Annotated in this window: 17 protein-coding genes; 3 read left to right on the top strand and 14 right to left on the bottom strand. The window is 46.6% G+C overall.

From position 1 onward, the window contains the following. Window positions 1-15: 15 nt before the first annotated feature. From ED312_RS04180 to ED312_RS04140, 10 genes are all read right to left on the bottom strand, one after another. Window positions 16-426, bottom strand: a complete 411-nt coding sequence (locus ED312_RS04180) for a GPW/gp25 family protein (protein WP_123214753.1) — start codon at window positions 424-426, stop codon at window positions 16-18. A 41-nt stretch (window positions 427-467) separates the two neighbouring features. Then, window positions 468-761, bottom strand: coding sequence for a PAAR domain-containing protein (locus tag ED312_RS04175; protein ID WP_123214752.1), 294 nt, complete (start codon window positions 759-761; stop codon window positions 468-470). 123 nt (window positions 762-884) lie between these two features. Next, complete coding sequence (gene vgrG / locus ED312_RS04170; RefSeq protein ID WP_123214751.1) at window positions 885-2,630, bottom strand: type VI secretion system tip protein VgrG; 1,746 nt, start codon at window positions 2,628-2,630, stop codon at window positions 885-887. Then, complete coding sequence (locus ED312_RS04165; RefSeq protein ID WP_123214750.1) at window positions 2,627-3,316, bottom strand: CIS tube protein; 690 nt, start codon at window positions 3,314-3,316, stop codon at window positions 2,627-2,629. The genes vgrG and ED312_RS04165 overlap by 4 nt, the downstream gene beginning before the upstream one ends. Window positions 3,317-3,328: 12 nt before the next feature. Beyond that, window positions 3,329-3,490, bottom strand: coding sequence for a DUF5908 family protein (locus ED312_RS23685; protein ID WP_170164443.1), 162 nt, complete (start codon window positions 3,488-3,490; stop codon window positions 3,329-3,331). Further along, the gene (locus ED312_RS04160) at window positions 3,480-3,932 is read right to left on the bottom strand and encodes a phage tail protein (RefSeq protein WP_123214749.1); all 453 of its coding nucleotides are present in this window, start codon (window positions 3,930-3,932) and stop codon (window positions 3,480-3,482) included. Before ED312_RS04160 ends, ED312_RS23685 begins: the two co-directional genes overlap by 11 nt. Before the next feature lie 3 nt (window positions 3,933-3,935). After that, complete coding sequence (locus ED312_RS04155; RefSeq protein ID WP_123214748.1) at window positions 3,936-4,364, bottom strand: phage tail protein; 429 nt, start codon at window positions 4,362-4,364, stop codon at window positions 3,936-3,938. Window positions 4,365-4,409: 45 nt separating this feature from the next. Continuing rightward, window positions 4,410-6,491, bottom strand: a complete 2,082-nt coding sequence (locus ED312_RS04150) for a phage tail sheath family protein (RefSeq protein ID WP_123214747.1) — start codon at window positions 6,489-6,491, stop codon at window positions 4,410-4,412. Between the two features lie 12 nt (window positions 6,492-6,503). After that, a complete protein-coding gene (locus ED312_RS04145; RefSeq protein ID WP_123214746.1) occupies window positions 6,504-7,358 on the bottom strand; it encodes a hypothetical protein in 855 nt (284 codons plus the stop codon). 1 nt (window position 7,359) lies between these two features. Further along, window positions 7,360-7,953 (bottom strand): DUF4255 domain-containing protein, encoded by a 594-nt coding sequence (locus ED312_RS04140; RefSeq protein WP_123214745.1) that lies wholly within the window; start codon window positions 7,951-7,953, stop codon window positions 7,360-7,362. Between the two features lie 167 nt (window positions 7,954-8,120). On the opposite strand from ED312_RS04140, the gene ED312_RS04135 reads away from it, so the two are divergent. The 3 genes from ED312_RS04135 (at window position 8,121) to ED312_RS04120 (ending at window position 10,871) form a co-directional block, all read left to right on the top strand. Further along, window positions 8,121-8,684 (top strand): hypothetical protein, encoded by a 564-nt coding sequence (locus ED312_RS04135; RefSeq protein ID WP_148044214.1) that lies wholly within the window; start codon window positions 8,121-8,123, stop codon window positions 8,682-8,684. A 755-nt stretch (window positions 8,685-9,439) separates the two neighbouring features. Beyond that, window positions 9,440-10,234, top strand: coding sequence for a sensor histidine kinase (locus ED312_RS04125; protein ID WP_240643017.1), 795 nt, complete (start codon window positions 9,440-9,442; stop codon window positions 10,232-10,234). Then, window positions 10,227-10,871, top strand: coding sequence for a response regulator (locus ED312_RS04120; protein WP_123214742.1), 645 nt, complete (start codon window positions 10,227-10,229; stop codon window positions 10,869-10,871). Before ED312_RS04125 ends, ED312_RS04120 begins: the two co-directional genes overlap by 8 nt. Before the next feature lie 12 nt (window positions 10,872-10,883). On the opposite strand, the gene smpB is transcribed toward ED312_RS04120, so the two are convergent. From smpB to ED312_RS04100, 4 genes are all read right to left on the bottom strand, one after another. Further along, window positions 10,884-11,342, bottom strand: coding sequence for an SsrA-binding protein SmpB (gene smpB, locus ED312_RS04115; RefSeq protein WP_123214741.1), 459 nt, complete (start codon window positions 11,340-11,342; stop codon window positions 10,884-10,886). A gap of 82 nt (window positions 11,343-11,424) precedes the next feature. Beyond that, complete coding sequence (gene deoD / locus ED312_RS04110; protein ID WP_123214740.1) at window positions 11,425-12,123, bottom strand: purine-nucleoside phosphorylase; 699 nt, start codon at window positions 12,121-12,123, stop codon at window positions 11,425-11,427. A 1-nt stretch (window position 12,124) separates the two neighbouring features. Further along, a complete protein-coding gene (gene deoC, locus ED312_RS04105) occupies window positions 12,125-12,790 on the bottom strand; it encodes a deoxyribose-phosphate aldolase (protein ID WP_123214739.1) in 666 nt (221 codons plus the stop codon). Window positions 12,791-12,840: 50 nt separating this feature from the next. Then, a complete protein-coding gene (locus tag ED312_RS04100; RefSeq protein WP_123214738.1) occupies window positions 12,841-13,329 on the bottom strand; it encodes an acyl-CoA thioesterase in 489 nt (162 codons plus the stop codon). Window positions 13,330-13,338 lie beyond the last annotated feature (9 nt).

Raw genomic sequence — 13,338 nt, 5'->3', positions numbered from 1 at the left:
GGTTTGCTGTATATTCTACCTGTCTGTTCCTTCTCCTTTATAGAAAGGAAAAACAAGATTTTTCCTGGAGTTTGTTGCACGGACCCTGTAATCGAGCAGTATCAGTAATTCCCCTTCGGATTCGTTGCCTTGTGTTATATCTGTTTTTTCCACATCTATCCGGGGTTCGTAATACAGGACAGCGTTGTTTATAAGCTCTGTAACATAGGTTTTAAGGGTCCTGTTCAGGGGATTAAACAACAGGTCTTCCAGGTTGCAACCGTATCTGGGCTGCATGATACGTTCTCCCAGCCTGGTAGAGAGTAAGATCTCCAGGCTTTTGCGTATATCTTCTTCATCGGAGGTCATGGCAACGGATTTGCCTGCCTTACTGAACTGTGGAGGAAAACTCCACCCGGTACCCAGAAATGAATTTTTACGGTCCATTTTTCTTTAGAATTTGTAATTGGTTTTAGAAGGCATCTGCCTTATCCGATCAATACGGTAGGGTCTCCCGATATTATGGTACCACCGTGTGCTGTGGTGTCACCCAGCCTTGCTGCGGGCATGCCACCGATAAATACCGTGGCGGAACCCGTGAGGATGGAGTCCGGCGGACCGGTGCATGTCGCCATGTCACCGACCCTTGCCGCAGGTAGCCCGCCGATAAGAACGGTAGGCTCTCCGGGAGGGAGGACGGGCCCTCCCACATGGGGTGCACCGCCGGGGTTTACCATCGGGCAGACGTGCATATCGGTTATTCTTGCTGCTGGTTGTCCCATTTTTTTAAGTTTTTATGGTTATTGGTTCTGTCCGGTTTGAGACGCACGGCCTTTTCCTGTCTGAGACGCACGGCCTTTTCCCGTCTGAGACGCACGGCCGTGCGTCTCAGACGGGGATCTATATCAATTGATCTGTATGATCCCGCCTTTGAGTACGGCCAGGGCACTGGATGACATTTCCACCCCGGCACTGCCTTCGGCCTTGTACTGTGCATTGGCCTTTATATTGACGTTGGTGCCCTCGATGTTTACATCTCCCGTGGCTTTCAACCGGATGTCACCCGGGCTTTCCATACTTATTCCGTTATTGTCGATGGTAATGACATTACTGTTTTCATCTTCCACTTTTATGATCCCGGCATCTTCGTCGAGCGTAATGTACTTCCCGGCCGGGGTTTCGATCCGGATGGATTTTTTATCGTCGTCAAACAGCACTTTCATTTCACTGCGGGTGATAAAACCCTTTTCGTGGTTATCGTCACTCGCAGTGATGGGAGCAGGCTTGGCACTGCTGTGCAACATACCGAGGACTATGGCGTCATTGGGATCTTCGTTAATAAAGCCCGTAATGACTTCATCCCCGATCTCCGGGCGGAAAAAGGCGCCCCGGTTTTCCCCGGCATCAAGGGAGGCCACCCGGCACCAGATGCCTTGTTCTTTACTGTTTACGATGGGGAAGGTGACCAATATCCGGTCCTCACCGTCAGGATCGTCCTGTAGCCGGGAGACTATACCTACCTGTAATCCGCGGATGGCCGGTAAGAGGCCGGAAGCGGAGGGGGAGTGGATATCGTAGGTTTCCGAAAACCACTGTGGGTTTAATCCGAACTGGGCGTCTACGGTCCAGTTTCCTTCGGCAATGTGATGGTGCACCCCGGTAATATAAGCTTTGCCGTTAAAGCGGTCGCCCACACCTTCCAGTTTCAGGATGGTACCCGGTTTTACCCCGGGAATACCCTGAAACTTAACCCTGCCTCGAACCCTGGCAAGTTGCTGAAAAAGCGATCTGGCATCGGCCCAGTCCTGCAGTTCCACATCCGAAACACAACCGCCGTGGCGCAGTTCCATATTTTCCGGGGCGACAACCTGTGACAGCTCGTTCTGGGAAAGATTGCCATTAAGGTTTACGTCCGGGCCGTCGCCCTCGATTTCCAGTAATTCCTGGCCGGCCGGGTTCCAGCCATAGGAGGATATTTTATTGAACTGGTTCCGGGCGTCGATCTCGGCATCAAAATCGAGCATGGTGGTCCCGAAGGTCACGGTTTCCACTTCTTCCGTATCCAGGTCGGGTTTTTTCACAACAAGTTTTCCGTCATCGGCAAAACATAACTTTCCGTTGGCCTGCGCCCGGGAAACTACAAAATCCCAGTCAGAAGCGTTGTATTGTACCAGTTCCCTGTGTGTGTACTTGGTTGCTTCCACCTCATTTTCGAGGGCATAGGAGCCTATGATCTCTTCAAAAATATCACTGTCCTTCGCATCGTAGAAATATCTGCTCTTCCGGCCCATGGTCAATTTCACGGCTTCGTCCCGGCATTCAATGACCAAAAGGGAGGTGTTGCTTCGTATTTTGATATTGTGTTTAATGATCATTCCCTTGAATATTGTGGCTTCGTCCGAATGATATCCGGCAGTGATCTCTATTTTTTTCCCGGGAATCAGCAATTCTTCGTTACTGAGCTTAAAATCTCTTTCGGAGGCCTCACCGTCGATCAACACTAGCTGTGCGGTGGGGATACGGTTGACTTCCTTTGTAATGGTAATGCTCTTCACCGGGTGTTCCGCGGAGAGTTCTTCCCCCGCGATCAGTACTTTGCAGGTAACGAGATCGGCACTTCTGCTGGTCTGTATGACATCACTGTTGTTCATATCCCTGATTTTTGCAGGGGCGGGAAAAATAATTCCTGCCCGGTTTTCAACTTCCTGAAATTATCCAGCTTATTAACCCTGGCTACTTCCAGGTAATACCTGGGATCGCCATAGATCCGGTAGGTCATGAGCGGCAGGGTATCCCCATCCCTGACAATCCGGTAATGGGTCAGGTCGGGCGACTGGTTGTTTTCTTTGGCTGCCCTCAGGTTATCTTCCACAAACCCCTTGAACTTTCCCTTTGCCACCGCCCTGATGGGCGTACCGTCGGGTTTAAAGAGCTTGAACTCGATGTCCATCTGGGTCATGGCTCCTTTAAAAAGCAGGCTTCCCCATGCGATCATAAGGTAATTGGGCTTGTGTTCTTCACCGTCATAATCGAGGACAACTTTTTTAAAGGCTTCCAGATCATCGATAATACCGTCGTCTGTATTTTCATGGCCTGTGATGACCCCGGTGCGGTCGAACACAAATTCCAGTTCCAGTTCTTCCGGCAGTTTCTTATTGAATTTCGGGGCGGCCGCACTGGTGCCCGAAGCCTGGTCGTCATTTTGCTCGGTCTTGTAGTGATAGGTATATTTCTCCGGGTTCAGCAGTGTGGTAAATTCACCATCACCTACTTTGTTGTTGAATTCCGGGTCGCTATACGCTACTACTTTCAGTTTTTCGAGTTCTCCTGTGCTCATTTCTCCGGGACTTTATCGTTCTTTTTGCCTTTGCAGGGTTTCCATGACATACTCCACGCATTCCGCCGCGATATCCCTTTTATTTTCCTGGGAAGTACCGGCCGCGGAGGGAGAATTCTTCCCGCCTTCATCCACATGGATCTTAATGTGGAGTTCCTTGATCTCAATCGCCATTACCGATCGTTTTAAAATAGTTATAACACAATTCCACCGACTCTACCACCAGTTTGCTCTCTTCCGCATTGAAGTCCTCCACGGCCCATTTTACGGGATAGGCATGTACCACATTCCAGGTGAGCAGCGGTTGTTGTTCTTCATTGAGGAGTTTTACGGTGAGGTCTACGGGCTTGAATTCGAAATTTTCTATGGCGTTCCTGCACCAGTCGATCACTTTGGAACTGACCAGCATTCCCCGTTTCAAGACCAGGTTGGGGTACTTGGTCTTTACGGGGAATTTGTGTTTGAAACGGTTTTCCCCGCCTTCGGCGATCTCTTCGGTTTCGATATCTACCGAGAGACCGGAGACAGACTGGAACTTATGGTCTTCTTCTTTCGAATCTATACCGGTAAACTCCACCAGAAAATGAAAGCCTACCGGCGGATAGTACGTTGCCATGACCTAATCGTTCTGGATGGTTAAGCCTTCGTGGACCACTTCCATAGATTCTATCGCGGTTTCGTTGCCGTCTCCCTTGAGATCGGTGGACTGCACTTTGGCAGGCCAGGCATTTTTTACTTTCCACGTTACCACCGGTTCGTGCTCTTCATTCAGCAGTTTAATGGTAATGTCCCGGCGTTCTATGGTATTCAGTTTAACGGTATTCCACCAGTCGTAATACTCATTATCACTTTTGAATGTTCCCCTTTTAAGGGTGATATTAGAGTATTTCTGCATTCCGGGCATTTTGATCTTGCTGTATTCCGGACTGGCGCCGTGGCGGTATTCGATGACTTCGGTCTCTACATCGAGGCCGGAGACCTCGGTAAATCCTATTTGCGTTCCTCCCCAGTCTACTGAGAAATGGAACTTAGGTAATGGATAGCTCATAATATTGTTGTTTTAAAGTTTTGTTTCAATGGAGTAAAGGGTTGTCTAGGATTCCTGCATCTTGTGAGAGAATTTCAGGATGATAAATTCCGCAGGGCGTACTACGGCCATGCCTATTTCAATGTTCATGCGGCCTTCCAGTATGTCCTGGGCGGTCATCGTCTGCCCCAGGCCCACACGTACGTAGAAAGCCTGCTCCGGTTTGGCCCCGGCCAGTGCCCCGGCACGCCATTGCAGGGTAAGGAAGTTCTCGATCATGGCCCTGACCTTTACCCAGGTATTGGCATCGTTAGGTTCAAAGACAAATTGTTCCGTGGCTTTCTTGGTGGATTCCTCGACCATGTTGAAGAAGCGTCTTACGGGCACATAGCGCCACTCATTGTCGTTGCCCGCGAGGGTCCGCGCCCCCCATACGAGAGTCCCTTTCCCCACAAACGCCCGGATGGCATTGACGGATTTTCCGGTGGTATGTATATTCATCCCGGCCTGTTCTTCGTGCGAAATGGTCACTGTGGGACGTATCACATAATTCAGCCCTGTGTTGGCCGGAGCTTTCCACACGCCACGGTCGCTGTCTACCCGGGCATAAATACCGGCCATTGCTGCCCCGGGAGGCAATACTACCCTGTGATTATTTATTTCGGACAGGATGGTGTTGTAAGTAGCATTATCGAGGGGCTCGATATCGCTCAGTAAACGGCCGTTCAGTTTTCCGTTGTTTACATCTATCGGTTCGGCGGTATTTACGGCGGCGATAATGTTGCCCAGGTTGGTTTCGATATCCGAGAAAATATCGATTGACACGGATGCCGACGTTCCCGTATTCAGATCATATGTCAGCAATTTTTGCAGTTCTTCCAGGAAATTCAGGGTGTTTATGTGGAGTATGTTTTCCACTTTGGTGCCCGTATCGGCCTGGTTGAGTTTGACCAGCAGGTCTTCGAGGTTTTTGGTAACGGACATAATATGGTTGTCGCCTTCGAAATCCGCATTGAAAACGTCCAGGGCATCTGAGATAGCCGTTTGTATGGCGCTGTTTTCCTCGGAAGATGCAATGGCGGCATTGGCTTCCTTGTTGATCTGTTCCCTGGCGTCTATGACATTATTTAAAGTGGTGAGAAGTGATGTTACCAGTGCGGAAAAATTATTGACCTTGACGGAATTGGTAGCAAAAGTACCGTCGATATCAAATCCGTCGGCATCGTCATGCATAAAGAACAGGACTTCCTGGATTTTTCCGGCAACATTAGCCCCGCTAAGGTCCCTCAGGGCCTCAATCTGTGCCGGAAGTGCCGTTGGAGCGCTAATGGCATCCAGGTTTTCCTGCACCGTTGCAACGGCATTGGGATTGTAGGAGAGGTGCTCTATTACAATATCATCCCCACTGTACTGGTAATTCAGGATGGTCCGGATAAACGGAAAATATGCGGCTCCGTATTTCAGGTAATCCTGGTTCAGGTTGATACCGTTCCTGAGGGCGGCAAGAGGCTCCAGGTCTTCGATCCCGTTGTTGTACTCCCTGTCCGAATAGGTGTCGATAATGGTAAACCTGTCCTGGAGGTCCCTGCACTGCATCAGGGCGTTGTTGTAAAGCGAATAGAAATCGGTATCATCGCCAAGGTTAGTCGCATCCGGAAAAACGATAAGTGTAGGTTCGTCTTCTTTGCGCACTGCACCCAGTCCTGTATTCAATTCGTTAAAGTCAATAGCAGGAGGGGTTTCGGAATCTGTCCAGTCTTCATAAGTGCCTGTGGAAACGATATAACAGGGCCCTCCGCCGTTGGCAAAGTACATTTGTAACGAATAATACATGAGGTACGGGGACTTTACCATGGGCTCCGGCACATTGATGGTACGGCTTTCAGAGCCGTCTGTCAGGGAATCTTTTAACTGTACGGTGATCCCTCTTTCATTTTGTGCCGTACCGAAATACGTGGTATACTCCAGCAGGGAAGCGATCCTTTTAGGTTTAAGGATCAGATCGTCCGTCTCTGCCTGGGGTTTGGATTTCGCGAATTCCGTATAGCCTATAAAGGCCGGAATGGCGGTTTCTACTTGTGCTATAGATGGCGGAAACTTGGAGATCTCCTCTATATACACGCCTGGTGTTTTGTACGTTGTTGCCATAATGTTGGTTTTTTAAATGAATATTTCCGAATAGGTTTTGTTCGCTATGGTTCTGATGGAATACACGGAAGGGTTCGGGTACCTGTATGTATCTGCCCCGGGAGGGGGCGCGGCAAAATCGGTATCCGGGTCTATTTTAACGAATCCGTTTTTGGTCAGCGGTTTTTCCGCCAGGGTCTCCACCTCGAAACCTTCGGAAGGTTTCAGGTATTTCCAGAATGTCTTCCGGTTGTCAAAATGTATTTTGAATTCCGGGATATTTTCGAATAATTCGCCGTTGTTATCCAGGATGTGATGTTCAACGGAATCTGCACGCATATGGAGTTTGATGCAGCCCGATATCCCTGTTTTTTCACGATCTCTCAACCTCCCGAGAATATCCCGGGTACCGTTTTCGCTCAGGAGGTGGTTTTCACTGATAAATGTGTTTTCTGCGGGCCCGGGAATACAGGCAAAGTCCATATCTTCGGTAACGGGTTTTACATTTGTGAGATAGAGCACCCGGTCTTTTTCTGCGGTATACAGGGTATAGTTCATAAAGTAAGGGTCATTTATCCTGACGAGGAAGGTCAGGGAGGCCGTAATATCAATAGGAATAAATGGTTGCTGTGCGTTGTCGGTGTCTGTTTTTACCCCGATACTGAAGTGATCGTTCCGGGAGTGAAAAACCAGCTTATGGCCGGCCAGTAACCGGAAAGTATCCTCCGAGGGAATGATCTCCAGGAAAGAACGATGGTCATAGTGCTTTAACTGAATATCTCTTTCGCCCTCGGTCATGAGGTTAAATTCATCCGTTCCGTTATTGAGATGGTAATTGTGGTAGATAAACACACGGAGCAGGGTTTTATATCGGGTTTGAAATGACATCTCAGTTCTTGTTTAAGGTTCCGTTTATTTCTGTGATAAGGCCTTTTTCGCCGGTGATGATGTCCTTTCTTTCTATCTGAACAATGCTCAGTTTGTACAGGGCGGAGGGGAGTTGTCTGCCACCCAGGGTGCCCCATATAAAATTGAGTTCCTCGAAAGTGGGGGTATAGAGTTCTATGGTAAACTTGAAGTTGGTAATATCCGTCATGGAAATGCTGTCGCGGTCATACACCGTATTGGTCTGGGTGAAGACTTTTTTGCCCTGGAAAAATTCGATGACCTTGGAAATATCTTTTAACGATTTGTTATAGGTGTTCCTGTTGGCACTGAACAGCATAAAAAGGTTCAGGTGAATGACCGGGTTTTTGCGGAGCACCCTGTCGGGTTCGAAGGTGTTGTTGGGAATATTTTTTAAAGTGGTCTCTTCGTGAAAACTGATCAGGGTCAGGGCCACCTTGTCCGTAAGCTCATCTGCATTTTCGTTCTGGGAATCCAGAATGGCAATATTTTCGAGTATAACGGATCTGTCCAGTCCGGAATCCTCCAGGTACTGGTTGACCTGTTCTGTGATGATCTGTGCGATTTCAAAAAGCATTTTGCGGGATAGTTTAATTGTTTTCCAAAAGTATCCCGGTACCGGAAGAAGGACAAGGGTATTTTTCCCGGAATCAAAGGGGGATTTTTCCCCTTTTCGCAAAAGAGGCTTTATTCTTCATGCTTTTCTCCATACTTTTAACTAAACCATTAAAAAAAACAAATATTATGAAAACTACCTTATGTAAACAGGCTGTACGATTACTGGCCTTATCTCTTTTAATCATTCTGGCATCGTGTCAGCCGCCAAAAGTGGAGAAACCTGAAAAGACCATTGACAGGGACCGGGCTGCGAAACTGAGCAGCAGGTTTGTAGAGGAGCTCACGGAGCTAATGGAAGGAGCACGGGATACGGCCAGGCTGAACAGGATGCAAAAGGCCGGTTTTGTTCCCTTGGCAAAAGCGGATTTCGAACTGACAAGCCATACCTATTATACGGTAGAGGAACTGGAACACTATTTTGCCTGGGTAAAACAGGAAGCGCGTGAAAAAGGATATGCACTGGATGGCTACCGCTTTTATTTCGGGATTTACCCGGATAGCGATGAATTCGGGGAAAAACGGAATTTTATGACCATGTTCATTTCCCCGGCAGGAAGGAAGCTGGAACGGCAGGAAGGAGCTGTGGTAAATGTACCGTTTATGTATTATAATGCGGCCGAAAATATTGAGGAAATTGATCCTTATAATTACGGCGGAAATGGAGATCCGCCCAAGGCAACATATGAATAATCGGACAAAAAGGTGAATATGTTTCTAAATCGGATTGTTTTACTATAATTATCACATCGGGCGAAATGTATTTTTAAATTTCGCTCGATGTGATATCAATACTGATTATTTATCCTTCTATTAAATGATATTAGCTTGGAAATACTCGCTTCTTATATAAAATATATAGCTTTATTATCTGCAATAATTGCTACTATCACCTATCCGAAATATATAAAGGGAAGAGCGAAATATTTTTTGTATTCCATATGGTTAATTGCCGTAACGGAATTTGCATATAAATTTGTTTATTATAAAATCCTTGATGGTAAATACCCTGTTTTTTTTATTGCCAATATTTATTCTGTTTTACAATTTCTCTTTTATTTTTTCTGGTACAGATACCTCATCAACGCTTTGAAATTAAAAAGGCTACTGCTGATTTTTGCTTTACTCTTTGCCTTATTTGTAATATGGAATTCTATTTTCTTGCAGGACTTTGTTTATACTACTCAAACCTATACATATATAGTCGGGACAATTTTTACAATCGTTTCAATATATTTATACTTCGTACAGGTTTTTAATGATGATTTTATCCTTCACTTTCAACGTTCGGTGTATTTTTGGTTTAGCCTGGGGATTTTGTTATTTTTTATTCCTTTTCTTCCTTTTATGATCGCTTCCGAGTTTTTTAACTATGAGGGGAGTTTATTTTCTTTGGTTATCTTTATACTCAACGTAGTGATGCACAGTTGTTTTGTCATAGGCGTATTATGGAGCAAAAAGAAATACAATTACTGATCCTGGCCTCATCCATCATCCTTTTGATGTTATTGGCTGCCCTTGTCATCATTTTTTCTTTGTTCCACCGGAGGAAGACCAGGCTTCTTATCCAGAAAGCCGAAGACAAAAAACACTTCGAGGAAGAACTCGCCAAGACCCAGACGGAAATACAGGAACAGACGCTGAAAAATATCAGCTGGGAACTGCACGACAATATAGGCCAGTTGCTGTCGGTGGCAAAAATGCAGCTCAATATGCTGGAACGCGAGGTCCCGGAGGCACAAAAGAAACAATTTGCCGAAGCCACAGAGGTCCTGGGCCGGGGAGTCAGCGAAATACGGCAGTTATCCCATTCCCTGAACGCCGATTTTATTCTGAATGTTGGCCTGGAAGAAGCTCTGAGGGCTGAGGCCACACGCTTTAAACGGCTCAATTTTCTCAAGATCGATTTTAAGGTTGAAGGGGAGCCCATGCCCATGGATAAAAAGGACGAGGTTATCGTTTTCCGAATTTTCCAGGAATGTTTTTCCAATTGTATCAAGTATTCCAGGGCGACCGTATTGTCCATTTTCATACAATACTCCCCGGAAGAAACCCTGATCTCGGCTACTGACAATGGCATCGGATTTGACATACAGGGGGGAGGGGACGGAGTGGGTATTCTCAATATGCGAAGAAGAGCGGAGCTGATCGGCGCAAAATTATCTATAAAAGCTAAAAAAAACGAAGGAGTTTCAGTAACTTTGGTCTATCCCTATAAACCAACCGAAACCCGAGATGAATAAGAATGGTATTGCCATAGTCGATGATCATTTACTATTTGCGCAGTCTTTAACTTCCCTCATAGCGACGCTGGATAAATACGAAGTGCTGTTTCATTCCCTGAACGGAGAGGATTTTATCTGTAAGTTAAGCACCCAAACCACAGTTCCCAACCTGGTATTGCTGGACATCAATATGCCGGTGATGGACGGCCTGGAAACTATGGGCTGGATCAAGGAGAATTATCCCGCCCTGAGGGTACTTGCCCTGTCAATGGATGACCGGGAAGAGACCATTATTAAAATGCTCCGCCTGGGTGCCAGGGGGTACCTGTTGAAAGATATCCACCCGGACATATTTGAAAAGGCCCTGGATGATGTACTGATCAAAGGTTTTTATTTCTCTGACAGGATCACCAACACCATACTGGATTCCATAGATAAAAAGGAAGAGACGGACAAACTACGGCTCAAGGAGCGGGAAATGGAATTCCTGAAGCTGGCTTGTACGGAACGTACTTACAAGGAAATCGCGGAGGACATGTTCCTTTCTCCTAAAACTATTGACGGCTACCGCGAAGTACTTTTTGAAAAACTGGAAGTGAAGAGCAGGATAGGACTGGTGCTGTATGCGATAAAGAACAAGCTTATCGAAGTTTAGAAAAGCAGTAATTTATTTGTACGCTTTTTTAATCCTGTCCAGGTTACGTTTGTTGTCCCGGTCCTTGATCGTTTCTCTCTTATCATACATTTTCTTTCCTTTTGCCAGGGCTATTTCCATTTTGGCCAGTCCGCGTTCGTTGATGAACAGGCGAAGGGGAACAATGGTTAGTCCCACATTTTTCACTTCCTTGTTCAGTTTGCGAAGCTCGTTTTTGTTCAGCAGAAGTTTACGCTCGCTGCGGGGGTTGTGATTGTAGTGCGTGCCATGCACATACTCTTCGATATACATATTGATAACGAAAAGTTCTCCCTGGTCATTGAACTCGCAAAAGCTCTCTGCTATGGAGGCCTTGCCGAGGCGTATGGACTTTATCTCCGTCCCGGTAAGTACAATTCCGGCTACGTACTTGTCCAGCAGCTCAAATTCAAAGCGGGCACGTTTGTTTTGTATGTTGATCTTTTTTTGCATAAGGACTGCAAAAGTAATAACTATTTCGGGAATTGTGTTTTTTTGATCTTATTTCCGGTCCGGCAGGATTTCCGCTCCCGGATTACGTCAGTTCCAGCGCAAGGGTAACCATTTCTTTCAGGGAGTTTTCCCTGGAGGCTGCGTCCATACTTTCTCCGGTAACTATATGATCGGTTACCGTGAGTATGGCCAGGCTTTTTATGCCGAACCTGGCTGCAACCGAATACAGCGCAGCGGCTTCCATTTCCACGCACAGCACCCCGTATTCGGCCCATTTCCTGTAATATTCCGGGTCTTTATCGTAAAATATGTCGCTGGTAAGGATATTCCCGGCCTTTACGGGAATTTTCAGGTCTTCCGCCTTTTTTACCGCGCGGATAAAAAGCTCATAGTCCGCAGCAGGGGCAAAGCTATCCTGGTTAAAATGGATGCGGTTTATATTACTGTTTGTGGATGCGGCCATAGCCAGTACAATATCCCGTACCTTTATATATGGCTGGTATGATCCGGCGCTTCCTATACGGATGAGTTGTTTTGCCCCGAAATCATTTATCAGTTCGTGTGTGTAAATGCTGATGGAAGGTATTCCCATGCCGGTGCCCTGTACGGACACTTTTTTCCCCCGATAAGTGCCGGTATAGCCGTACATACCGCGTATATCATTGTACTGTATGGCATTTTCGAGAAAATGATCTGCTATCCACCGGGCCCTGAGCGGGTCGCCGGGCAGTAATACGGTCTCTGCTATATCTCCTTTTTCTGCTCGTATGTGTAAACTCATATTAATAGGATTCGTTAGAGGTATACCCTTCCACAATGGCAATACCGCTGGAGGTACCGATACGGGTAACCCCCAAATCTATGTATTTTTTGGCAACCTCAAAATTTTTTATACCTCCGGATGCTTTCAGCTGTATACGGCCTTTTACCGCAGCCCGCATTAATTCTATATCATGAAAAGTAGCGCCACCGCTTCCGAAGCCCGTGGATGTTTTTACAAAATCGGCCCCGGCATCTGCCACGAGAATGCTGGCGAGTACTTTTTCTTTGTCATTCAGGTAACAGGTTTCTATGATGACTTTGAGAATACGAGACCCGATCACCTTTTTTATGGCGTTGATCTCCTGGAGTACTTTTCCCGTATCGCCGGATTTAAGCCATCCGAGATTAAGGACCATGTCTATCTCATCGGCACCGTCTGCAACAGCCTGCTCGGCTTCATAAAGTTTGGCTTTGCTGCTCATGGCACCGAGAGGAAAACCGGCGACGGAACACACACGGACACCGGCGGAATCTATCAGTAAATCCCGGGCCCGAAGCACATGGCAACTATGTACACAAACGGCATAAAAACGATAATCGGCTGCCTCCATACATAATTTTTCTATGTCCCTTAACGTAGCTTCCGGCTTTAGCAGGGTGTGATCTATGTACTGGTTTATCCTCATAGGTAATATCTTGTATTATGTGATCCGTTCACTTTTACCGGTATGCCCGGTTATGCCATTTTAGGAGAGCGGAAACTCAAATGGCGTTCCTCAAAGGTAGTACTTTTTACCGGTAGCAGCACTTCACGGAAAAGTTCCATGAACTCTTCGGTATGTCTCTGTACTTTGCTGGTCCGGAGATTGAAATGCACGAAATTGATCCATGCCACGGATTTGAGGACGGTCTTGTCCTTATCCCACATACGGGCTTCTACCTGGAGATGTTTGTCGGAATACCGGATAAGTTGTGTTTCTATCACAACTTCCTCCATAGTAAAAACGGGTTTCAGATAAGCGATGTGACTGCTGCTTACTACCCATCCGAGCCCCTGTTCCCTGACAATACGGAATATATCCAGGTTATATTGTTCCAGCAACTGGTCTTCACGGGCGTTGATAAAATAATCGAGGTACCTGGCATTGTTCAGGTGGTTAAAAGGATCACAGTCCTGAAACCTTATTTTTGTTCTGCTTTCTAAAATGCTCGGTCTTTTTTCCATATTCATTTG

It is taken from the genome of Sinomicrobium pectinilyticum, assembly GCF_003725735.1.
Taxonomy (GTDB): Bacteria; Bacteroidota; Bacteroidia; order Flavobacteriales; family Flavobacteriaceae; genus Sinomicrobium; species Sinomicrobium pectinilyticum.
Note: the sequence above shows the minus strand (reverse complement) of the source record. Positions and strands in the feature narration are given on the sequence as shown.

Coding starts and splice junctions, on each gene's coding strand:
- ED312_RS04125 (WP_240643017.1), top strand. CDS start 9,440: ATGGAGCAAAAAGAAATACAATTACTGATCCTGGCCTCATCCATCATC.
- deoC (WP_123214739.1), bottom strand. CDS start 12,790: ATGAGGATAAACCAGTACATAGATCACACCCTGCTAAAGCCGGAAGCT.
- ED312_RS04145 (WP_123214746.1), bottom strand. CDS start 7,358: ATGTCATTTCAAACCCGATATAAAACCCTGCTCCGTGTGTTTATCTAC.
- ED312_RS04160 (WP_123214749.1), bottom strand. CDS start 3,932: ATGGCAACGTACTATCCGCCGGTAGGCTTTCATTTTCTGGTGGAGTTT.
- ED312_RS04165 (WP_123214750.1), bottom strand. CDS start 3,316: ATGAGCACAGGAGAACTCGAAAAACTGAAAGTAGTAGCGTATAGCGAC.
- ED312_RS04100 (WP_123214738.1), bottom strand. CDS start 13,329: ATGGAAAAAAGACCGAGCATTTTAGAAAGCAGAACAAAAATAAGGTTT.
- vgrG (WP_123214751.1), bottom strand. CDS start 2,630: ATGAACAACAGTGATGTCATACAGACCAGCAGAAGTGCCGATCTCGTT.
- ED312_RS04135 (WP_148044214.1), top strand. CDS start 8,121: ATGAAAACTACCTTATGTAAACAGGCTGTACGATTACTGGCCTTATCT.
- ED312_RS04120 (WP_123214742.1), top strand. CDS start 10,227: ATGAATAAGAATGGTATTGCCATAGTCGATGATCATTTACTATTTGCG.
- ED312_RS04175 (WP_123214752.1), bottom strand. CDS start 761: ATGGGACAACCAGCAGCAAGAATAACCGATATGCACGTCTGCCCGATG.
- deoD (WP_123214740.1), bottom strand. CDS start 12,123: ATGAGTTTACACATACGAGCAGAAAAAGGAGATATAGCAGAGACCGTA.
- smpB (WP_123214741.1), bottom strand. CDS start 11,342: ATGCAAAAAAAGATCAACATACAAAACAAACGTGCCCGCTTTGAATTT.
- ED312_RS04180 (WP_123214753.1), bottom strand. CDS start 426: ATGGACCGTAAAAATTCATTTCTGGGTACCGGGTGGAGTTTTCCTCCA.
- ED312_RS04155 (WP_123214748.1), bottom strand. CDS start 4,364: ATGAGCTATCCATTACCTAAGTTCCATTTCTCAGTAGACTGGGGAGGA.
- ED312_RS04140 (WP_123214745.1), bottom strand. CDS start 7,953: ATGCTTTTTGAAATCGCACAGATCATCACAGAACAGGTCAACCAGTAC.
- ED312_RS04150 (WP_123214747.1), bottom strand. CDS start 6,491: ATGGCAACAACGTACAAAACACCAGGCGTGTATATAGAGGAGATCTCC.
- ED312_RS23685 (WP_170164443.1), bottom strand. CDS start 3,490: ATGGCGATTGAGATCAAGGAACTCCACATTAAGATCCATGTGGATGAA.